Raw genomic sequence first — 22,155 nt, 5'->3', positions numbered from 1 at the left:
TTAAACAAAGTTAATGAATATTTCCAGAAAAGCAATATTCCTCGCGGGAATCCTGCTCTTCTGCCTGCCCGGTCTGCTGCGGGCGCAGGTGCGCCAGACGCGCGAAGAGTACATCGACCGCTACAAACATATCGCCGTGGAGCAGATGGAACGCTACGGCATCCCGGCGAGCATCACCATGGCCCAGGGCATTCTCGAATCGGACTGCGGCAACAGCCTGCTGTCGCTCCGCTCGAACAACCACTTCGGCATCAAGTGCAAGAGCAACTGGCGGGGCGGAAAGGTCTATCACGACGACGACGCCAAAGGGGAGTGCTTCCGCGCCTACCCTTCGGTCGAAGCCTCCTACTTCGACCACGCCGAATTTCTCGACTCGCAGCCCCGCTACGACTCGCTCTTCGCCTACGCCTCGGACGATTACCGCAGTTGGGCGCGCGGACTGAAGGCCGCGGGGTACGCCACGGCCCCCGACTACGCGCAGCGGCTCGTGCGGATCATCGAGGAGAGCCAGCTCTACCTGCTCGACCGGCCCGACGGCGAGAGGCTCTACGCCCAGCGGTACGGACTTTCGCGCGACCCCGAGGAGTGGTTCTCGTCGCAGAGCAGCCTGGAGCGTCCCGCCGAAACGTCGGCCGTGGATCCGGACAACTACCGCGTGACGATCAACGCCCACGAGGGCTACAACGTCTATGCGACCAACGGCGTGCACTACGTGCTGGCCAAGGCGGACGACACGTTCGAGAACATCGGCCGCAAGTTCCGCATCTCGCCGCGCAACCTGCGCCGCTTCAACGACCTGAAGGACAAGAAGGCGCAGCCCCTGCCGGGCGAGACGGTTTACATCGAGCGCAAGAAGAAGCGCTGGGAGGGCAACGCCCAGCACCACATCTGCCGCGACGGCGAGACGGCCTACTCCATAGGACAGTCCTACGGCATCCGCACGCGTTCGGTCGAGAAGCTCAACCGCCTCAAGCGGGGCGAGAAGCTCGAAAAAAACCGGCAGATACGCATCAAGTAAACACACATACGTTCTAACCGAAAAATGGAAACAATCCCCCTGCGGCGACGGATCCTCGATACGATCGTCCGCAAATCGACCCTCAAGCAAAAGGTCTTCGACAACACCTTCTGGGCATTCAACCTGCTGAAGGACACCCTGCTGGAAATGGCCTCGGAGATGGACGACGAATTGGACGGCAAACTCGACCGCCGCGTGCGGATCGAATACCGCGACCGCGGCAAGTTCGAGGCCCAGTTGCAGGTGGCCAACGACCTGCTGATCTTCCAGATGCACACCGACGTCTTCGAGTTCGACGCCAACCACCTCGTCTGGCAGACGCCCTACGTGCAGGCCGACCGCGAAAATTCCTACTGCGGCGTCATCAACATCTACAACTTCCTCTCCGACTCGTTCAAGTTCAACCGCAACGCCGACGAAGGCTACCTCATCGGGCGCATCTTCATCAACCGCGAGCGCCGCTACTTCGTCGAGGGCAAACGGCAGACCTCGCTGCGAGCCATGGATTTCGGACGCGACGAGATCGACCGCGAAGCGCTGATCCCGGTACTCGAATCGGCCATCGCCTTCTCGCTCGAATTCGACCTGCTGATGCCCCCCTACGAGGGTAACAAGCGCGTCACGGTGGACCAGTTCAACACCAAGATGGACAACTCGAAATTCGTGACGGGCAAACGCCTCGGCTACGATTTCGACGTCGAGGACATTTGACACAACCTTATCTTTCATCCGCTTTGAACAACAAGACTCTCACCCTTCTGGCCCTCGCGGCCCTCAGCGCCGGCTCGCTCTCCGCCCGGGGCGAATACGACGAAATCGCACGTCTTCAGGCGATGAACGAGCGCGTGCAGGGCATCCGCTCGATGGCCGACGGCGAACACTACACCACGCTCGAGAACAACGACATCCGGCGCTATGCCTACGCCACGGCCTCCGAAGGCGTATCGCTGCTCCCCTCGCCCGCGCCGAACCTCGCGATTTCCGACTACGCCTTCTCGCCCGACGAGCGGATGATCCTGATCGCCTCGGGCCGCACGCCGATCTACCGCCACTCCTACACGACGCAGTACCACCTGCTCGCCGACGGCCGCATACGGCCGGTTCTTCAGGAGGCCGAAGCGCCGCGCGACGCCTCCTTTTCGCCCGACGGGCGGAAGATCGCCTACTCCGACCGCAACGACCTCTACGTCTGGGACATCGCTACGGGCAAAACGCGACGCATCACCGACGACGGGGCGTGGAACGCAGTCATCAACGGCACGACGGACTGGGTCTACGAGGAGGAGTTCGGCACGACGCGCGCCTACGCCTTCTCGCCCGACGGAGGGCAGCTGGCCTTCCTGCGCTTCGACGAATCGGAAGTGCCGCTGATGGAGATGATGCGCTTCGACGGCAAGCTCTACAACGAGGCCTACTCGTTCAAATACCCCAAGGCCGGGGAGAAGAACTCCGCCGTCCAGCTCTGGGTCGCCGACCTCGCGACGGGCAGGAAACACCGCATCGACACGGGCGGAGAGACCGACCAATACATTCCCCGCATCGGCTACACGCCCGACGGACGGCTGTGGTTCTACCGCCTCAACCGCCGCCAGAACACCTTCGAAATGGTGCTGTGCGAGCCTCACGGCGGCCAGCGCGTCATCTACGAGGAGCGCGCGCAGCAGTATGTCGAGCGCGTGGACGACGGCACGGTGACCTTCGTGGACAAGGACCGCTTTCTCGTGCGGCAGGAGAGCCACACGGGCTACATGCACCTCTACCTTTACAGCATCCGCCGGGGTTTCCTCGCGCAGGTGACCAAAGGGGCGTGGGAGGTGACCGCCGTGGTCGGCACGGACGGCAAACGGGTGTGGTATCTCTCCACCGAGACCTCGCCCCTGCGCCGCAACCTCTACAGCGTGCGGCTCGACGGCAAGGACAAGCGCCGCCTCACGCAGGGCGAAGGCTACTACTCGATCGCACCGAGCCGGGGTATGAAATACTGCATCTCGACCTTCTCGAACGCCTCGACGCCCAACCGCGTGGAGGTGTGCGACGCCGAGGGCAATACGGTCCGCACGCTCTGCGACAGCCGCAGGCTGCGCGAGGAGCTGGCCGCCTCGGGACGTCCCGTGAAGGAGTTCTTCACCTTCACGACCGAACGCGGCGACACGCTCAACGCCTACATCGTCAAACCGCGCGGCTTCGACCCCTCGAAACGCTACCCCGTGCTGCTGACGCAGTATTCGGGCCCCGGGTCGCAGCAGGTCGCCGACCGCTGGTCGCTCGACTGGGAGGACGCGCTCGCCGACAAGGGCTACATCGTGGTATGCGCCGACGGCCGCGGCACGGGTTTCCGGGGCGAGCGGTTCAAGAAGCAGACTTACGGACGCCTCGGGGCGCTGGAGGTCGAGGACCAGCTCTCGACGGCCCGCTACATGGCTTCGCAGCCGTGGGTGGACCCCGCACGCATCGGCATCTACGGATGGTCCTACGGCGGATTCATGGCCGCGAGCTGCGCCCTGAAAGGGCACGGGCTGTTCAGGATGGCCATCGCCGTGGCCCCCGTCACCTCGTGGCGCTACTACGACACGATCTACACCGAAATCTACAACAACCTGCCGCAGTACAACGCCGCAGGCTACGACGACAACTCGCCGATCAACTTCGCCCGGATGCTCGACGACACGAAGACCCGCCTGCTGCTCATCCACGGCACGGCCGACGACAACGTGCATTTCCAGAACACCGTCGAGATGGCCCGCGCACTCAACCGTGCCGGCAAGCAGTACGACATGATGGTCTATCCGGACCAGAACCACTCGATGATGCCCGACGACACGCGGAACGTCCGGCAGAAGATGATCGACTACACGCTGGAGCACCTGTAACCTTCCGGTGCGTCGCTCGTTCCGTCTCCGTAAAAAACGCTTCACCCCTGCCGCGATCCGGTTCGCAGCAGGGGTGAATCCGTTTCGGTCCGGACCGTTTCCGGACTATCCGGCCGCACCGGAACCCTCCGGAGCGGAGCGGACCGTCCCGTCCGGCCGCTCCGCGGCAGGCAGGCGCACCTCATAGACGTTCTTGTTCTGCACCGGGAACCGGGTCCAGTCGTTGAAGTTGAACCAGCGGCGTATCCAGCCGGGATAAGGGTTCCACCAAAGTTTCCGAAGCGGCAACGCCGACTTCTCCGCCAGCGCCGGATCCCCCGAAAGCACGACGACCCGTTCGCCGGCCGCCGCCAGCTCGCGTGCCGTCCGTTCGAGCTGCTCCGGCGAATTAGTGTGCCGCAGGGTGAGATTCTGCGGCATGTAGAACCGGGCATCCACCATGCAGCGTTTCTTGACCAGTTGCAGGTAGGAATAGAGGTTCCAGTCGCCGGTCACGTCCAGCGCCACGACCGCGGACCCGCCGCGGCAATAGTCTCTCATCATGCGGTGGAAGGCCATATCTTCGCGTCCCGTGGCGACGGCATAGACGCAGGCGCAGAGATTCGCCGCAGCGGCCGCACCCACCGTCCAGCGCCAGGCCCGCCCGGCGAAAATCCGCTGCGGGAACGCCCCGGCGAAGAGCACGAGGAAATAAGGCGCGAAGAAGAGCGCCGGGAAAAAGAAGCGCAGTTCTTTGTGTCCCAGCAGGAAATGCACGAACAGGAACGGCAGCAGCATCCACGTCACGACGTGCCGCGGCCGCCGGACGAAGAACCACACCGTCGCCGCGAGCAGCACAGCCCCCGTGATGTAACCGCCTTCGGAGAACGCCTCCGTGAAGTAGTACCACCACGGCGACACGCCGAATTCGTCCATGTGGGAGTTCAGGATATTCTCGCGCAGGTAGTTGAGCGGCACGAGCGTCCACTCGCCGTAGAGCCAGTAATCGGCGCAGAGTCCCGCGGCCAGCGCGAGACAGACGCCCGGAACCATTCCGGCGAAGAGCCTCCGACGGCGGTCGTAGATCAGCAGCCAGATCCCGTACCCGGCCAGTGCGAAGCCCGCCTGATAACGCACCGCGAACGTCAACCCCGCGACCAGACCCAGCGCCGCCCCCCACCGGAACTCGCGCTCCCGGGCCGCCTGCCGGCTACGCAGCGTGAGCGCCGCGAGCAGGACGAGCAGGTTGCCCGCGAACAGCTCCGCCGTGAAATGCACGTGCAGGTAGGCCATGCACCAGAGGAAGAAACCCGTAAACAGGAACCACCTCCGGCGGCACTCCGTGCCCAGCTCTCCGTGCACCGTGCGGAACAGGACGATCAGCACGGCCGACGAGAGGGCCGCGCTCAGCAACTGCAACAGCGCCACCAGCGCGAAAGGCGTATATAGTCCCGCGGCGAGCAGCAGGCGTCCCAGCGCCCAGGCGATGAAGGGTTGTATGCCCGGCCGCATCATGGCGTGATACTCCCACGGCATGTAATCCGTCGTCTCCGCGCCGAAAAGCTTCAGGCGGGCGTACTCGAGAATCTGGAAATGTTCGTCGGGATGGTAGAAGCCCCGGCTGAGCAGGGCGAACAGCAGCGTGAAAAGCACCCCGGCCAACATGATCCGGCCGGTGCGCCTCCGCTCGGCGGAGTTAATCGGGGAGGGGTCCATGCGCCCCGTAAATCGTGATTTCGTCATTGCGGGTGCAAAGATAAGGCAATTCGCCGGAATTACGAACGGCAGGCCGAAATTTGCGGCGGCGCGTCCGTCCGGATCCGCCGCCCTCCGGAAAACGACGGCGGCGCGGAGTCGATCCGCGCCGCCGCGAAATCCGCCCGCAGGTCAAAGCCCGTAGGCGTAGAGATTGATGCCGTCATAGACCGCGCTCACCACGCCCAGCAGCAACACGCCGGCCAGACAGCACACGAGACTGATCCGCGTGCCGCGGTCGCTGCGGAAGGCCGCGATCGGCGCATCGGAAGGCGTAATATACATCGCCTTGACCACCAGCAGGTAGTAGTAAAGCGAAACGACCGTATTGACCAAAGCGATGAACACCAGCAGATGAAAACCGCCCCGGAAGGCCGCCGCGAAGACGAAGAACTTCGAGAAGAAGCCCGCGAACGGGGGAATGCCCGCCAGCGAGAAAAGCGCCAGCGTCATCGCCAGCGTCAGGCGGGGATTGGTCCGGTAGAACCCGTTGTAATCCTCCAGCCCCACGCGGCCGCTATGCTGCTCGACGGAGGCGATGACGCCGAACGCCGTGAGGTTCGCCGCCAGATAGACCAGCACGTAGAACACGAGCGAGGTCATGCCGAAGGCGCTGCCCCCGATCACGGAGAGCATGATGTATCCGGCCTGCGAGATCGACGAGAAGGCCAGGAACCGCTTGAGGTTCCTCTGCCGGATGGCGAAAAGGTTCGCCACCGTGATGCTCAGCACCGTCACGACGTAGAGCATCGTCTGCCACACGGCGGTCATCGGGGCGAAAACCTTCACCAGCACGGTCAGCAGCACGAACGCCGCCGCACCTTTCGAAATGACCGAGAGGTAGGCCGTCACGGCCGTCGGAGCGCCCTCGTAAGTGTCGGCCGTCCAGAGATGGAAGGGCACGAGCGAAATCTTGAAGGCCAGCCCCGCGAAGAAGAAGACCAGCGCCATGACCTCGAGCGGCGAACCGGAGAGCCGCTGCGCCACGTCGTCGAAATAGAGCGTGCCGACGGCGCCGTACAGGAGCGAGATGCCGTAGAGCATCAATCCGCTGGCGAACAGCGCACAGAGGATGTATTTGGCTCCGGCCTCGGCCGAATGGCCGCGGTACTTGTCGAACGCCACCAGACAGGCCGTCGGGACCGACGCCAGTTCCAGCCCGAGGAAGAACATCAGGAAATTGCCCGCGCCGATCATGAAGAACATGCCGAGCAGCGTCGAAAGCGTCAGCAGGTAGAACTCCCCCTGCTTGTGGCGCGTATCGTCGCGCCGCAGCCAGCGGTCCGCCTGGAGGCAGACCAGCAGCGTGCCGACCGTAAGGATGCTCTTGACGATGCCGTGCATCGGCTCGTAACGGAACATGCCGCCGAACAGCTCGCCCTCACCGTGCGGCAGGATATTGACCAGCAACTGCACGAGCAGCAGGCCGCAGGCCACGGCCGAAAAGCGGCGGCGCGCCCGCTCCCCGGCGAACAGGTCGAACAGAAAGAGCAGGACGATCACCCCCACGAGCGTCACTTCGGCCTGCATGCAGGAAAACAGATTCGTGTAATTCATACTTCGCTCAATTCATTAGGTGAGTGATAACCGTCCCGACGCCGCCCCGGACCAGATCGCTCACCCAGAGCGGAGCCAGTCCCATGCCGGCCACGGCCACGATGAGGCAGACGACCGCGAAGCGCTCGTCCCACGTGGCGTCGGTCAGCGCGAGGTGTTCGGGATTGTCGCACGTCCCGTAGAGGATCCTGCCCACCACGCGCAGGATGTAAACCGCCGTGATGACGATCGACGTGCAGGCGACGATCGTCGCCACGCGGTGGAACGTATCGGCATGCATGAACGCGCCGTTGAAGATCGTCATCTCGGCCACGAAGCCGCTCAGCCCCGGAAGGCCGAGGTTCGCCAGGCCGGCGATCACATAGCCCACCGCCAGAAAGGGCATGATCTTCATCAGACCGCCCAACTGGCGGATGTCGCGCGTATGCGTCCTTCCGTAGATCATGCCGATCAGCGCGAAGAAAAGCGCCGTCATCAGACCGTGGCTCAGCATCTGTAGCACGGCCCCCGTGGCGGCCGTCTCGTTCATCATCAGGATGGCGAAGAGCACCAGTCCGCAGTGCGACACCGAAGAGTAGGCGTTGATATACTTGAGGTCGGTCTGCACGCAGGCCGAAAGGGCGCCGTAAACCACCGAAATCGTCGTCAGGACGATGAATATCCAGCTCAGCTCGTGCGCCGCCTCGGGCAACAGGTACATCGCCACGCGGAAACAGCCGTATCCGCCGAGCTTCATCAGCACCCCGGCGTGGAGCATCGACACGGCCGTCGGGGCCGAGGCGTGGCCGTCGGGGCTCCAGGTGTGGAAGGGGAACAGGGCCCCCAGCACGCCGAAGCCCACGAAGACGAGCGGAAACCAGACGAGCTGTTCGGAGAGGGGTATGTTGTGCAGCCGGGCGATCTCCACGACGTTCATCGTCTGGGCGCCCGAACCGAAATAGATGCCCAGTATGCCGATCAGCAGGAAGGCCGAGCCGCCCATGAGCATCAGCGTCAGCTTCATGGCCGAATACTCCTTGCGGCCGCTGCCCCAGACACCGATCAGCAGGTACATCGGGATGAGCGCCACCTCGTAGAAGAGGAACATCGTGAAGAGGTCCACCGAGACGAAGAACCCGAAGACGCCGACGCTCAGCAGGCAGAACCACAGGAAATACTCCTTGACGTCGCGGTCCATCCGCCACGAGGCGAACGTCCCGGTGAAGACGATGACGGCCGACAGGAGCAGCATCGCCACCGAAATGCCGTCCACGCCCACGGCGTAGTGAATGTTCAGCGGCGCATACCACACGTGGCTGTCCGTCAGGAGCATCGCCGCCGTCTCGCCCGCCTCGCGCAGTCCCAGGAAGCGGAAGACCAGCACGACGGCCAGCACCAGCAGCAGCGACGATCCCGCGACCATCACGGCGCGGATCTGCCGCGTCGATTTCGAAATCCAAAGCCCCAGCATCATCAGAAGCGGGATGAGGGGGAACAGGGATAACATATTCATAACAGCGTCGGATTAACAGATGATGAAAACAAGGATCACGAGCCCCAGCGCACCGCCCAGCATCCAGATGCAGTAGCGCTGCACGCTGCCGCTCTGCATCTCGCGGACGGCACGGGCCGCACCGTTCGTGGCCGTGGCCAGCAGGTTCATGAAGCCGTCCACGACATGACGGTCGAACCAGGCGATCGGCGTCGAAATGCAGGCGAAGATCACGCGGTGCGTGACGAACTGGTACACCTCGTCGATATAGAACCTATGGTAGGCCGCACGGTGCAGGGCGCCGAAACGCGCGGCCAGCCGGTCGGCCACGGGCTGCGCGGGACGGGCGTACATCCACGTGGCGAGCGCGATGCCCGCCGCGGCGACGCAGAGGCTCACGCCGGCCACCGACCAGTCGAGACGGATCGCGTAGGCCGCCCCGTCGCTCGAAACGAACTCCCCGAAGGGAATCCATCCCGCCCCCAGGGTCACCAGCGCGAGGAACACCAGCGGCAGGGTCATCGTCGCGGGCGCCTCGTGCGGCGCATGTCCGTCGTGCGTCGTGCGGTTTTCGCGGCCCCAGAAGATATTGTAGTAGAGCCGGAACATGTAGAACGCCGTGAGGCCCGCGATGAAGGTCATCGTCCATCCCATCACGGGGCTGAAGGCGAAGGCGGCCGAGAGGATCTCGTCCTTGGAGAAGAAGCCGCTCAGCGGCCAGATGCCCGCGATGGCCAGACAGGCCACGAGGAACGTCGCGTGGGTCACGGGCATGTGGCGCCGCAGTCCGCCCATGGCCGACATCTCGTTCGAGTGCACGGCGTGGATGATGCAGCCCGCCCCGAGGAAGAGCAGCGCCTTGAACATGGCGTGCGTGAAGAGGTGGAACATCGAGGCCATGTAGCCCAACCCTCCCGCATGGGGATCGGCCGAGGTCGAAACCCCGAGCGAGACGATCATGAAGCCGATCTGCGAAATGGTGCTGAACGCCAGCACACGCTTGATATCGCTCTGCACGCAGGCCACCGCGGCGGCGTAAAGCGCCGTGAAGGCCCCGACGTAGGCCGTCCAGTGCAGCACCTCGGGCGCATAGCCGACGAAGAGCGGGAACATGCGCGCCACGAGATAGACGCCCGCCACGACCATCGTCGCGGCGTGGATCAGCGCCGACACGGGCGTGGGACCCTCCATCGCGTCGGGCAGCCAGATATGCAGCGGGAACATGGCGCTCTTGCCCGCGCCGCCGACGAACATCAGTCCCAGCGCCAGCGGGATCATCCCTCCGGCGGCGGCGAGCAGCTTCGCATCGGGCGTGAAGGAGAACGTCCCGGCGTAGTAGCCGTAGAAGAGGATGCCGATGAGGAAGCCCAGATCGGCGAAGCGCGTGACGATGAAGGCCTTCTTCGAGGCGGCCACCGCCTCCCGCTTCGTGTAATAGAAGCCGATGAGCAGGTAGGAGCTGACACCCACCAGCTCCCAGAAGAGGTACATCTGGAAAATGTTGGTCGCCACGACCAGTCCCGTCATGCTCATCGTGAAGAGCGACAGGAAGGCGTAGTAGCGCTGGAAGCCCCGTTCGCCCTTCATGTAGCCCAGCGAGTAGATGTGGACCATGAGCGAGACGGTCGAGATGACGACGAGCATCATCACCGAAATCGGGTCGAGCAGAATGCCCAGGTCGATATGCAGCGCATCGGAAATCGGCAGCCAGACCGTATTCCACGGCACGAGGGTCGGATAGAGCCCCGCAGCGTCGCGGCCGATGCCGAAGAAGTATTCCCAGGCCGCGAAGTAGCTCACCGCCGTCACGACGGCCAGGACGGCCGTACCGACGGCTCCCGCCACCGCGGGACGGAGCTTCATGCCGGCGATGCCCAGCACGAGGAAGCTCACGAACGGCAGGACGAGCAGGAGAATCGTATATTCCATAAAAGCGTCTGTTTTACGTTACCACTTCATCTCGCGCAGGTTCCGGACCTGAATGTTGCGGATATTGCGGTAGATGTTGATGATGATGGCGATGGCCACGGCCGTCTCGGCCGCGCTGACCCCGATGGCGAACAGCGCGAAGAAGAAGCCCTCGAGCTGGCCGGGAAAGAGGAAGCGGTTGAAGACGACGAAGTTTATATCCACCGAGTTGAGAATCAGCTCGACCGATATGAGCATCGCCAGCAGGTTGCGGCGCGTGACGAAGCCGTAGATTCCCACGAACATCATGATCGTGGAAACGACGAGGTAGTACTCCATGTGTATCATAAGGCTCTCTGTTTTTTAACGTTTGCGCGCGATCAGGATGCCGCCGACGATGCAGGCCAGCAGCAGGATGCTGATCACCTCGAACGGCAGGACGTAGCCGTACTTTTCGCCGCCCATCAGCGCGTGGCCGATCGTCCGCACGGCCAGCTCGCCGTGTTCGAAGTGCGACGGCGGGAAGTCGTGCCGGAGCGTGACATAGAGGCAGACGCCCAGCCCGGCCAGCGTCGCCGCCAGTCCGGCGAAGAGCTTGTAGCCCTTCAGGCGTTCGGCCTTGTCGCCCTCGCTCGACGTGAGCAGGATCGAGAAGACGTAGAGCACCGTGATGCCGCCCGCGTAGATGAGCAACTGCACGGCTCCGAGGAACGAGTAGTTGAGCTGGAAATAGATGCCCGCCGTGCCGAAGAGCACGAACAGCAGGTAGGTCGCCGCACGCAGGATACGCCGCGTCGTGACGGCCAGCACGGCGCTCACCGTCGTAAAGAGCGCCAGCGCGGCGAAGACGATCGTTTCGAGTGTTATCTCCATGACTTACTGTTTATTGAGGACCTTGACCAGCTTTTCGCGCGTATAGACCGCGTGTTCGAATCCGGTCGAGAAGCGGATGGCGTCGTGCGGGCAGGCGTTCACGCACAGATGGCAGAACATGCACGACCCCAGGTCGTACTCGTAACGCACCAGCCGCCGCTTCGGACGCCCCGTCTCGGAATCTACGACGTTTTCGGTCGTCAGGCGGATCGTGCCGTTGGGGCATGCCGTCTGGCAGAGCCCGCAGGCGATGCAGCGGTTCTTCCCCTCGGCGTCGTGCGGCATCGAGAGTTCGCCGCAGAAGCGGTCGTACATCTTCAGCGTCGCCCGGTTCTCGGGGTACTGTTCCGTCACCTTGGGCGTGAAGAACTCCCGCCCGGTCACCTTCATGCCCGTGAGCAGCGTCCCCAGCCCGTGAAAAAGTCCTTTGATATAATTCGACATAGTTAGAAATGCAGTTTGAATACGACGACTACGACCATGAGCAGCAGGTTCACCAGACCGATCGGCACGAGGTATTTCCACTCGAGCGTCAGGATCTGGTCGATCCGCAGGCGCGGGAAGGTCCACTTGATCCACATGAGCAGCCAGACCACGAAGAAGGCCTTGCCGAAGAACCAGAGGAATCCCGGAATGCAGTCCATCACGGCGTTGAAGCCCTCCCAGCCCGGAATGTGCAGCGGCATCCAGCCGCCGAGGAAGATCGTCGCCGCCACGCCCGAGATGATGAACAGATTGACGAACTCGGCCACGTAGAACAGACCGAAGTGCATGCCCGAATATTCGGTATGGTAACCCGCCGTGAGCTCCGACTCGGCCTCCGGGAGGTCGAACGGACCGCGGTTCACCTCGGCGTTGCCGGCGATCAGGTAGATCACGAAGGCCACGAAGGCCGGAAGGTGGCCCTTGAACAGGAACCAGCCGTCGGCCTGCCGCTCGACGATCTCCGAGAACTGCATCGTGTCGGTCAGCACCACGATCGTGAGGATCGAGAGACTGATCGACAGCTCGTAGGAGATCATCTGCGCGCCGCTCCGCATGGCGCCGATGAGCGAATACTTGTTGTTCGAACTCCATCCGGCCAGCAGGATGCCCACCACGCCGATCGACGAGGCGGCCATCATGAAGAAGACGCCCACGTTGAAGTCGAGCACCTCCAGCCCCCTGTTCACCGGCAGGCAGGCGAAGGCCAGCAGCGAAGCCAGGATGACGATATAGGGCGCGAGGTTGTAGAGGAACCGGTCCGCATGGCGGATGGTGATGATCTCCTTGGTGAGCATCTTGAAGACGTCGCCGATCACCTGCAACGTGCCCCACGGGCCGACGCGCACGGGGCCCAGCCGGCACTGGAACGCCGCGCAGACCTTGCGTTCCATGAAGATCATCAGAATGGCGATCACGGTGTACATCAGCAGCAGGCACCCGCCGATGGCCACGCACTCGACGAACGTCGCCACCCCGAGGGGCAGGAACGAGGTCAGCAGCCCGTGGATCCAACTTGTTATTACGCTGAAATCAAACATACTTTCGGATTTTTGCGTTTAACGGTCAATGTCCGGAACGACGTAATCGACCGTACCGCCTATGGCGATCAGGTCGGCGATCTTCGCTCCCCGCGCGACGGTCTCCATGCACGACACGAGCGGCAGCCCCGTCGAACGGAACTTCATGCGGTAGGGAGACTTGTCGCCGCGGCTCTCGATGAAGACGCCGAATTCGCCGCGGCTCCCCTCGACGGCCGTGTAGTAGCTGCCCTCGGGAATGCGGATCACGGGCTTCATCTTCAGCCGGAACTCCCCCTGGGGAATGTTGTCGATGAGCTGCTCGATGATGCGCATGCTCTGCTCGATCTCCCGCATGCGGACCATGTAGCGGGCGAAGCAGTCGCCCTCCGTGAAGAGCACCTCCTCGAAGTCCACCTTGCCGTACATGGCATAGGGATGGCGCTTGCGCACGTCGCAGGCCCAGCCCGAGGCGCGGCCCGTGCCGCCCGTCGCGCCGAACGACACGGCGTCCTCGCGCGAGAGCACGCCCGTACCCTCCAGCCGCTGCCGGGCGATGACGTTGCCCGTGAAGACCTCGTGGTACTCGCGCAGCGTGGGCCGCAGGTAGGCGATCAGCTCCTTGACCTTGCGCACGAAGTCGGGATGGATGTCGGCCTGCACGCCGCCGATGGTGTTGTAGGTCTGAATCAGGCGGCCGCCCGTGGTCTGCTCCAGGATGTCGAGCACCTTCTCGCGGTCGCGGAATCCGTAGAAAAAGGCCGTCAGGGCGCCCATGTCCATGCAGAGGCACGAGAAGAAGAGCAGGTGCGAGTCGATGCGCTGCAACTCGTCCATGATCGTCCGGATATACTGCACGCGCTCCGGCACCTCGACGCCCATCGCCCGCTCGATGCACATGCAGAGCGCATGGCGGTTCTGCGAGGCCCCGAGGTAGTCGAGCCGGTCCGTGAGGGCGAGCGTCTGGGGATAGGTCAGGCTCTCGCACATCTTCTCGATACCGCGGTGGATGTAGCCGCAGTGCACGTCGAGCTTGCGGATGATCTCGCCTTCGAGCGCGACGCGGAAACGCAGCACGCCGTGCGTCGCCGGGTGCTGGGGACCGATATTTATCACGTACTCGTCCTCCTCGAAAATCGGCTTGCGGTGGCGGATGAAACTTCCGTCGTGCGTCAGCTCGAAACTTTCGGCCGTATCCTCGGCCACCTCGTTACTCATCCGCAGCGGGTTGAGCGCCGGGTCGTAGTCCTTGCGCAGCGGGTGGCCCACCCAGTCGTCGCGCAGGTAGAGACGGCGCATGTCGGGGTGATTCACGAAACGGATGCCGAAGTAGTCGAACGCCTCGCGCTCGTTGAACTCCGCGGCCTTCCACAGATCGCAGACCGTCGGCAGCGCGGGGTTCTCCCTGTCCGCCGTCAGCGTCCGCAGCACGACGTTCGCGCCCGTGCGCGTGGCTTCGAGGTGGTAAACCGTCCCGAGGCCCTCCTCGCCCCAGTCCATGCCCGTCAGGCTGCGCAGGAAGTCGAACCCCTCCTCCTTCAGCCGGGCCGCGAGGGCGTGCAGCCGATCCGCCGGGACGGTGAACAGGCCGTCGCCCGCCTCGCTCCATACGGCCGCGGGCTCCCAGGCCGTAATCTTCTCTTTCAGGGTCGTATTCATCGTTTTCCTCCTTCTTCCACGTTCAACTCGTTCTTTTCGGCCGTGAGGTCGCGCCGGAGCAGCTCCTCGTACTCCTTCTCGCTGATCTGGCGGTTCACGCCGCCGAAGAAGCGTTGCAGGCGCACCTTGCGCTGGAGCTGCATCAATCCGTAGAGCATCGCCTCGGGACGCGGCGGACAACCCGGAATATAGACGTCCACGGGCAGTATCTCGCCGACGCCCTGCACCACGTGATACGACTTCTTGAACGGCCCGCCGCTGATGGCGCAGCCGCCCACGGCGATCACGTACTTCGGGTCGGCCATCTGGTCGTAGAGCCGCCGGAGCACCGGGGCCATCTTGTGGGTGATCGTCCCGGCGACCATGATGAAGTCGGCCTGACGCGGGGAGGCGCGGGCCACTTCGAACCCGAACCGGGCGAAATCGTAGCGCGCGGCGCCCACGGCCATGAACTCGATGCCGCAGCAGCTCGTGGCGAACGTCAGCGGCCAGAGGCTGTTGCTCCGCCCCCACTCGATCAGGTTGTCCAGACACCCCACGACGACGTTCGTGCCGTTCTCACGCAGCTCGCGCGCCATCTTCTCGAGGTATTCGTTGTCGTTGAAATCCTCGTATTTCATCGACTTGATTTCCGGCATCTTTATTTCCATTCCAACGCTCCTTTCCGCCAGGCGTACGCCAGGCCCAAAACCAGTATCAACAGGAAGAAGAGGATGCTCACCAGTCCGTACATGCCCAGCTCCTGCACGACCACGGCCCACGAGAAGAGGAACACCGTCTCGACGTCGAACATCAGGAACAGGATGGCGAACAGGTAGTAGCCCACCTTGAACTGCATCCACGACTTTCCGCGCGTGGGGATGCCGCATTCGTACGCCTCGCCCTTCTGCGAGTTGTACGAGCGGGGGGAGATGCCGCGGGCGATACCCAGCGCCACCGCCACCAACGCTATGGCCGTAAGAATGACGACCACCAACAACGTGAAGTACATATCGAATCCAATTTACAGAATTATCCGTAGTACGGACGGACCCCGGAAGAGGTCCGCGGTGCTCCCGTGCGCGGGAGCCGGCAGGCCCGCCGGACGGGCCGCAGTCGGCGGGGCTATATCAGAATATGCCCCAGCGAGAAGACGTAGTAATCCACCGTGCGGAAACGGACCTCCGGGCCGTGCAGGGCGACCGGGGTTCCGAAAGCGGCGGCCACACAGGCCGACGGACGGACGTCGGCGGGAATCCGCACAGGAGACTTCGATCCGCCGGCCGCATCGGGCAGCCCGGCCATGTCCGGAAGGGAGCAGACCGTGGCGAAGCAGAAGCGGGTGGGCGCCGGAACGGGAACCACGTGCTGTTCGCACAGCGTGGCGCATGCCTCGTCCCGCACCCGCATCCCATCGGAGGCGGGCACGACGGCGCTCAACAGCACGAAGAGCAGCACGAACAGCGCATATTGAATTCTGAGCAACATCCTGCGAATGACGATTCCGCGCCGCGAAGATACGGTTTTTCGGCGAAAAAAAACAACACGGGGCCAAAAAATAGATTCTCCGGAGGATTCCGGACGCCGCCGCGATCCGCCGAAAACCCGACAAAACCGCGGGAAACGGACGTTCCGCCCCCGGATCGCCCACCCCGCCCATACCGAACGATCGCCGGGCCGTTTCCGGAGCGTCCCGGAACGCGTTCGGCCCGGCAGCGCGGAGGACCGGCGCGGCGGGGCGACACGGCAGAACGGGACGGCGACCCGGCGCAGGGGCGAAACCGGGGATGCCCGGCGATCCGAAGCGGAACCGCGGGACGACAACGAATTAAAAGCCGCGACAGGCGTTTTTTCGAAAATTTTTCGTATTTTTGAGGGTAAAACCACAAATCCATAACCTAAAAAACTTTCCGATATGGAACTACCCTATTGCGAACCTTACAGGATCAAGATGACCGAGGCGATCCGGACCTCGACCCGCGCCGAGCGCGAGACGTGGATTCGCCAGGCGCACTACAACCTCTTCAAGCTGCGTTCGGACCAGGTGACGATCGACCTGCTGACCGATTCGGGAACCGGCTCGATGTCGGACCGCCAGTGGGCCGCCTTGATGACCGGCGACGAGAGCTACGCCGGAGCCTCCTCCTACTTCCGGCTCCGGGAGACGATCGAACGGCTGTTCGGCATGCCCCACTTCCTGCCCACGCATCAGGGCCGCGCGGCGGAGAACGTCATCTTCTCGGCGCTGCTCCGCGAGGGCGACATCGTGCCGGGCAACTCCCATTTCGACACCACGAAGGGACATATCGAATACCGCCGCTGTCACGCCGTGGACTGCACCATCGACGCCGCGGCCGACACGCAGCTCGAAATCCCCTTCAAGGGCGAGATGGACACCGCCAAGCTCGAAAAGGTGCTGCGCGAGAATCCCCGCGAGAAGGTTCCGTGCGTCGTGCTGACGATCACCAACAACACGGCCGGAGGACAGCCCGTGTCGATGCGCAACATCCGCGAGACGGCCGAGGTGTGCCGCCGTTACGGCGTGCCCCTGCTCATCGACTCGGCCCGCTTCGCCGAGAACGCCTACTTCATCAAGACCCGCGAGGAGGGCTACGCCGACAAGTCGATCAAGGAGATCGTGCGCGAAATCTACCAGTACGCCGACATCATGACCATTTCGGCCAAGAAGGACGGCGTGGTGAACATGGGAGGCTTCGTGGCGATGCGTTCCGAAGAGCTGTTCCGCAAGGCCATGTCCTTCTGCATCATGTTCGAAGGCTATGTCACCTACGGCGGCATGTCGGGCCGCGACATGGACGCGCTGGCCGTGGGACTGGACGAAAACACGGAGTTCGGACAGCTCGACGCCCGCATCCGGCAGGTGAAGCTGCTGGGCGACCTGCTCGACGAGTACGGCGTGCCGTACCAGCGGCCGGCCGGCGGCCACGCCATCTTCGTCGATGCGAAACGGGTGCTGCCCAACCTGCCGAAGGAGCAGTTCATCGCCCAGACGCTGGCCGTAGAGCTCTACCTCGAAGCAGGCATCCGCGGCGTGGAGATCGGCTCGATCCTCGCCGACCGCGACCCCGAGACGCACGAGAACCGTTACCCCGCGCTCGAACTGCTGCGTCTGGCCATTCCGCGCCGCGTATACACCGACAACCACATCCGCGTGATCGCCGCCGCCTGCCGCAACATCTACGAGCGGCGCCACACGATCACGACCGGCTACCGTATCTCCTTCGAAGCGCCCATCCTGCGCCACTTCACCGTGGAGCTGGAGAAGATCTAAAGGCACTCCCGAAAGAAGCACCGGGGCGGAAACGCGGCTGCGTTCCGCCCCGGTCGTTTCATGCCGGGGACGCTCCGGATACGGTATCAGCCCGCGAAAGGCAGCACGCAGAGCAGCACCGCGACCGCCCACCACGGCGCCGGACGCTGCCCGGCAGGCAGCACGGCCCGCAGCCGCGACGACCGTTCCAGATAGAGCAGAAAGACGAACCAAAGGCCGCAGCCCACGGCAACCGAGACGAGTCCCCGCGCCAGGAATTCGTGCCCCACCTCGCTTACCGTTTCGGGACCGTAGCCGACGACCAACGGGTACAACAACGAAACGAAGTGCAACACGGCCCGCAATCCGGCGTACCACCGGGCCAGCGACAGCGCCCGGGAAGAGCCTGACACGAGCAGCCACAAGACCGCGACGGGAAGAAGGACCCCCAGCAGCACCAGTCCCTCGACCCAGAGCGTCTGCCAGTCCAGACTGCCCTTGACAAGCATCACGCTCCGCTCGAACGCCCACCGGGCGGCACGCGCCACCACATAGGCTCCGAACACCCAAACCGGTCCGGGCAGCTCCTCGAGCCGCCGCAGCCGCCGTAACCATACCTCGTTCATCCTGCAAATCATTTGTCCGGAAGCCAATATACGAAAAATTTTCCGGATCTACCCCCCCCCCGAAAAAATCGGTCCGGAACACCCGCAGGCGTCCCGGACCGGACCGTCAGCCGCCGCAAGGCGTCAGAGCAGCGTCTCGAGAATCTGCACGGCGTTGAGCGCCGCGCCTTTCTTGATCTGGTCGCTCACGCACCAGAACGCAAGGCCGTTGTCCGCTGTCAGGTCCCGCCGGATACGTCCCACATAGACGGGATCCTTGCCGGCGGCGAACAGCGGCATGGGATAGCTTTTCCGCGCCGGGTCGTCCATCAGCACCACACCCGGAGCCGCCGCGAAAGCCTCGCGGGCCTCCTCCACCGAAACGGGACGCTCGGTCTCGAGCCAGACGCTCTCCGAGTGCGCCCGCATCACCGGAACGCGCACGCACGTGGCCGACACGCGAATGTCCGAGTGCATGATCTTGCGCGTCTCGTGGAACATCTTCATCTCCTCCTTCGTATAGTCGTTCTCCGTGAAGACGTCGATATGCGGAATGACGTTGTAGGCGAGCTGGAAGGCGAACTTCTCCACCGTCGCCTCCCTGCCGGCCCCCAGCTCGGCGTACTGCCGCACCAGCTCGTCCATGGCCGCCGCCCCGGCGCCGCTGGCCGACTGGTAGGTGGAGACATGCACGCGCGTAATGTGCGAAAGGCGCTCGATGGCGTTCAGCGCCACGACCATCTGGATCGTCGTGCAGTTGGGGTTGGCGATGATCCGCCGCGGGGCGTTCTTCGCATCCCCGGGATTGACCTCCGGTACGACCAGCGGCACGTCGGCGTCCATGCGGAACGCGCTCGAATTGTCGATCATCACGGCGCCGTGCTTCGTGATCGTCGCGGCGAACTCGCGCGACGTGCCGGCCCCGGCCGACGTGAGGGCGAAATCCACGCCGCGGAAATCGTCGTTGTGCTGCAACAACCTCACCGTCAGGTCCCGTCCCCGGAACCGGTAGGTGCGTCCCGCGCTGCGCTGCGATCCGAACAGCAGCAACTCGTCGATCGGCAGCGGCCGCTCCCCGAGAATCTTCAGGAACTCCTGGCCCACGGCGCCGCTGGCGCCCACGATTGCGATTTTCATAGTCTTGCGTATTTACTTTACATGGTACAACAATATCCGTCATCCGCCCGGAACCGGACCTCTCCGCCGCAGTCCGGGCCGCCCCTTCCCCCGAGGAAGGGGTGTTCCGGCCGTGCGATTTCCCGAAAGCGGCCGGGACGCATCAATCGAAGAAGGCGTCGTCCTCGGCGATCCCCGTCTCCGAAGCGCGCTCGTCCGCGCCTTCCGGCTGCTCGTCGCAGTCGTAGCGCGGCATCAGCGTCGGCCGTGCGAACTTGTCCTCGCGGCTGATGCCCAGACGGCCGTCGCCGTAAACCGACTTCATGAACTCCCCGACGATCGGCAGCGCCATCACGCTGCCCTCGCCGCCCGAAATGCGGTGCACCGACTGGTCCTCGCCGCCGACCCACGCACTCGTCACGAGCTTCGGCGCCACGCAGACGAACCACGCGTCGCGGTTCTTGTTCGACGTACCGGTCTTGCCGCCGATCTCCATGTCCTCGAAGCCGAACTGCCACTTCAGGCGGCCCGCCGTTCCGGAATTGACCACGCCTTGCAGCATGGTGAGCATCGTGTAGGCCGTGCGTTCGCTCACGGCGTCCTGCGACTGGGGAATGAAGCTGGCGATGAGGTTGCCCTGCCTGTCCTCGATGCGCGTCACGAAGATCGGGTCGGTGTGCACGCCCTCGTTGGCGAAGGTCGAGAAGGCGCTCGCCAGCTCGAAGACGTTCGACTCCGACGAGCCGAGGCACAGCGCCGGCACGGGGTCGATGAAACTGCGGATGCCCATGTTGTGGATGAAGTCGGCCACGGCGGCCGGCTGCTTGGCCTGCTTCATGATCCACGCCGAGTAGTTGTTGCGGCTGCGCGCGAGGCCCCATTTGAGCGGATGGGGCACACCGTCGTAAACGACCTTCCCGGCCTCTTTCGGCGACCAGGCCGTTCCGTTGGCCGTCTCGATCGTGACGGGCAGGTTCGGGACCATCGTGCAGGGCGTCAGCCCGAGGTGGTCGATGGCGAAGGTATAGACGAAGGGTTTGATCGCCGAGCCGATCTGCCGCTTGCCCTGCTTGGCCATGTCGTACTTGAAATAGCGGAAATTCGGACCGCCCACGTACGCCTTCACATGCCCTGTGCGGGGGTCCACCGACACCATCGCGGCACGCATGATCCCCTTGTGGTGCAGGATCGAGTCGCGCGGGGTCATCAGCGTATCGCGGTCGCCCCCGTAGGTGAAGATCTTCATCCGGCACGGCTTGTCGAACGACGCTTCGATCTCCTTCGCGCTGAAGCCCGCGCTCTTCATTTCGCGGTAACGGTCCGAATAGCGGACGGCCTGCCGCATGATCCGCTCGCGCTCCTCGCGCGTGGCATCCACGAAGATGCTCCGCGTCTGGCGGTACTGCCGGTCCATGCCGGGCTGGATCACCTTCTCGAGCTGCCGCTGCACGGCCTGCTCGGCGTAGGCCTGCATCCGGGAGTCGATCGTGGTGTAGATCTTCAGTCCGTCGCGGTAGATGTCGTAGGGTTTGCCGTCGGCCTTGCGGTTCTTGTGACACCAGCCGTAGATCGGGTTGTTCTCGTACTCCCGGACCGCCTCGTCGTAGTCCCACTCGGTGTAGAACTGGTTGCGGCGCGGCCGCTCGGCGTTCATCACCAGCCGCAGCATCTCGCGGAAATAGGTCGCCGTGCCGGCATTGTGCGACACGGGGTTGAAGTTGAGCACGATCGGCAGCGCCGAAATCGAATCGCACTGTTTGCGCGTGAGCGCCCCGGCCTTCGCCATGCGCGAGAGCACCAGGTTGCGGCGCGCCACGGCGTTGTCGTAGTTGCGCAGGGGGGAGTAGCGCGTCGGGGCGTTCACCACGCCCACCAGCACGGCGGCCTCCTGCACGTTCAGCTCGTCGGGCTCCTTGTTGAAGAAGGTGTGCGCCGCCGACTTGATGCCGTAGGCGTTCGAACCGTACTCCACCGTATTGAGGTACATGGCGGCGATCTCCTCCTTCGTGTAGTTGTATTCGAGCTTGAGCGCCGTGATCCACTCCTTGAATTTCGACGTCACGAGTTTCGCCGTGCGTGCGATGCGGCCCCGGTTGCGGGCCGTGTCGCGCGGGAAGAGGTTCTTGGCCAACTGCTGCGTGATCGTCGAACCGCCGCCCTGCGAGGTGTTCTGCAACAGCAGGGTCTTCACCGCCACGCGCGCCAGCGAGGGGATGTCGATGCCCGAATGGTTGCGGAAGCGCACGTCCTCCGTGGAGATCAGCGCCGCGACGATGGGCGGCACCTCCCGTCCGTCGAGCCGGATACGGAGCGTCGAATCGGAGGGGAACAGGTCGGCATACTGCACATAGGAGCGGTTCTGCACGAAGAACGTGCCGATCACCTTGCCGTCCTCCGAATAGACCTCCGTGGCGAGGTTGCTGCGCGGGTTCTCCAGCTCCTCGAACGACGGAATGCGGCCGAAAGTTCCCAGCGCCGTGAGCAGCAGCATCACGGCCACCAGCGCGAAGGGCGCGAAGGCCGCGCACCAGATCCATTTTATCGTCTTCGGGCTGACGCCCCGCTTCTTCGGTTGTGACATAGGACGGAATT

General features: G+C 63.7%; 19 protein-coding genes. 4 read left to right on the top strand and 15 right to left on the bottom strand.

Going from position 1 to position 22,155, the window contains the following annotated elements; genetic code table 11:
• Positions 1-13: 13 nt before the first annotated feature.
• The 3 genes from FME97_RS08420 (at position 14) to FME97_RS08410 (ending at position 3,888) form a co-directional block, all read left to right on the top strand.
• Positions 14-1,018 carry a glucosaminidase domain-containing protein gene (locus FME97_RS08420; RefSeq protein ID WP_141428946.1) on the top strand — a complete coding sequence of 335 codons (1,005 nt, stop codon included), beginning with the start codon at positions 14-16 and terminating at the stop codon, positions 1,016-1,018.
• Positions 1,019-1,042: 24 nt separating this feature from the next.
• The gene (locus tag FME97_RS08415) at positions 1,043-1,729 is read left to right on the top strand and encodes a hypothetical protein (RefSeq protein ID WP_141428944.1); all 687 of its coding nucleotides are present in this window, start codon (positions 1,043-1,045) and stop codon (positions 1,727-1,729) included.
• A gap of 122 nt (positions 1,730-1,851) precedes the next feature.
• Positions 1,852-3,888 (top strand): S9 family peptidase, encoded by a 2,037-nt coding sequence (locus FME97_RS08410; RefSeq protein WP_232522963.1) that lies wholly within the window; start codon positions 1,852-1,854, stop codon positions 3,886-3,888.
• 105 nt (positions 3,889-3,993) lie between these two features.
• Here FME97_RS08410 and FME97_RS08405 read toward each other — a convergent pair whose 3' ends face one another.
• The 12 genes from FME97_RS08405 to FME97_RS08350 form a co-directional block, all read right to left on the bottom strand.
• The gene (locus FME97_RS08405; RefSeq protein WP_141428940.1) at positions 3,994-5,610 is read right to left on the bottom strand and encodes a glycosyltransferase family protein; all 1,617 of its coding nucleotides are present in this window, start codon (positions 5,608-5,610) and stop codon (positions 3,994-3,996) included.
• A gap of 144 nt (positions 5,611-5,754) precedes the next feature.
• Positions 5,755-7,179 carry an NADH-quinone oxidoreductase subunit N gene (locus tag FME97_RS08400; protein ID WP_141428938.1) on the bottom strand — a complete coding sequence of 475 codons (1,425 nt, stop codon included), beginning with the start codon at positions 7,177-7,179 and terminating at the stop codon, positions 5,755-5,757.
• Positions 7,180-7,186: 7 nt separating this feature from the next.
• Complete coding sequence (locus FME97_RS08395) at positions 7,187-8,671, bottom strand: complex I subunit 4 family protein (RefSeq protein ID WP_141428937.1); 1,485 nt, start codon at positions 8,669-8,671, stop codon at positions 7,187-7,189.
• A gap of 12 nt (positions 8,672-8,683) precedes the next feature.
• On the bottom strand, positions 8,684-10,579 hold the full coding sequence (gene nuoL / locus FME97_RS08390; RefSeq protein ID WP_141428935.1) for an NADH-quinone oxidoreductase subunit L: 1,896 nt from the start codon (positions 10,577-10,579) through the stop codon (positions 8,684-8,686).
• 18 nt (positions 10,580-10,597) lie between these two features.
• On the bottom strand, positions 10,598-10,906 hold the full coding sequence (gene nuoK / locus FME97_RS08385) for an NADH-quinone oxidoreductase subunit NuoK (protein ID WP_141428933.1): 309 nt from the start codon (positions 10,904-10,906) through the stop codon (positions 10,598-10,600).
• Positions 10,907-10,921: 15 nt separating this feature from the next.
• On the bottom strand, positions 10,922-11,431 hold the full coding sequence (locus FME97_RS08380) for an NADH-quinone oxidoreductase subunit J family protein (protein ID WP_141428931.1): 510 nt from the start codon (positions 11,429-11,431) through the stop codon (positions 10,922-10,924).
• Positions 11,432-11,434: 3 nt separating this feature from the next.
• A complete protein-coding gene (locus tag FME97_RS08375) occupies positions 11,435-11,875 on the bottom strand; it encodes a 4Fe-4S binding protein (protein ID WP_141428929.1) in 441 nt (146 codons plus the stop codon).
• 2 nt (positions 11,876-11,877) lie between these two features.
• A complete protein-coding gene (nuoH, locus tag FME97_RS08370; protein ID WP_141428927.1) occupies positions 11,878-12,954 on the bottom strand; it encodes an NADH-quinone oxidoreductase subunit NuoH in 1,077 nt (358 codons plus the stop codon).
• An 18-nt stretch (positions 12,955-12,972) separates the two neighbouring features.
• Entirely contained in the window at positions 12,973-14,592 is a 1,620-nt protein-coding gene (locus FME97_RS08365; RefSeq protein WP_141428925.1) for an NADH-quinone oxidoreductase subunit D-related protein, read from the bottom strand.
• Positions 14,589-15,242: an NADH-quinone oxidoreductase subunit B gene (locus tag FME97_RS08360; protein ID WP_141428923.1), complete on the bottom strand. Its 654-nt coding sequence runs from the start codon at positions 15,240-15,242 to the stop codon at positions 14,589-14,591. The genes FME97_RS08365 and FME97_RS08360 overlap by 4 nt, the downstream gene beginning before the upstream one ends.
• Complete coding sequence (locus FME97_RS08355) at positions 15,233-15,583, bottom strand: NADH-quinone oxidoreductase subunit A (RefSeq protein ID WP_141428921.1); 351 nt, start codon at positions 15,581-15,583, stop codon at positions 15,233-15,235. Before FME97_RS08355 ends, FME97_RS08360 begins: the two co-directional genes overlap by 10 nt.
• Positions 15,584-15,696: 113 nt before the next feature.
• Complete coding sequence (locus FME97_RS08350) at positions 15,697-16,059, bottom strand: hypothetical protein (RefSeq protein ID WP_141428919.1); 363 nt, start codon at positions 16,057-16,059, stop codon at positions 15,697-15,699.
• A 427-nt stretch (positions 16,060-16,486) separates the two neighbouring features.
• Here FME97_RS08350 and FME97_RS08345 point away from each other — a divergent pair, with 427 nt between their 5' ends.
• Positions 16,487-17,863 carry a tryptophanase gene (locus tag FME97_RS08345; protein ID WP_141428917.1) on the top strand — a complete coding sequence of 459 codons (1,377 nt, stop codon included), beginning with the start codon at positions 16,487-16,489 and terminating at the stop codon, positions 17,861-17,863.
• Between the two features lie 86 nt (positions 17,864-17,949).
• Here FME97_RS08345 and FME97_RS08340 read toward each other — a convergent pair whose 3' ends face one another.
• The 3 genes from FME97_RS08340 to FME97_RS08330 form a co-directional block, all read right to left on the bottom strand.
• Positions 17,950-18,468 (bottom strand): hypothetical protein, encoded by a 519-nt coding sequence (locus FME97_RS08340; protein WP_141428916.1) that lies wholly within the window; start codon positions 18,466-18,468, stop codon positions 17,950-17,952.
• Positions 18,469-18,591: 123 nt separating this feature from the next.
• Positions 18,592-19,584, bottom strand: a complete 993-nt coding sequence (locus tag FME97_RS08335) for an aspartate-semialdehyde dehydrogenase (protein WP_141428915.1) — start codon at positions 19,582-19,584, stop codon at positions 18,592-18,594.
• 142 nt (positions 19,585-19,726) lie between these two features.
• Positions 19,727-22,144, bottom strand: a complete 2,418-nt coding sequence (locus tag FME97_RS08330; RefSeq protein WP_141428913.1) for a transglycosylase domain-containing protein — start codon at positions 22,142-22,144, stop codon at positions 19,727-19,729.
• Positions 22,145-22,155: the final 11 nt, after the last annotated feature.

The sequence above is a fragment of the Alistipes dispar genome (assembly GCF_006542685.1).
GTDB lineage: Bacteria > Bacteroidota > Bacteroidia > Bacteroidales > Rikenellaceae > Alistipes > Alistipes dispar.
Note: the sequence above shows the minus strand (reverse complement) of the source record. Positions and strands in the feature narration are given on the sequence as shown.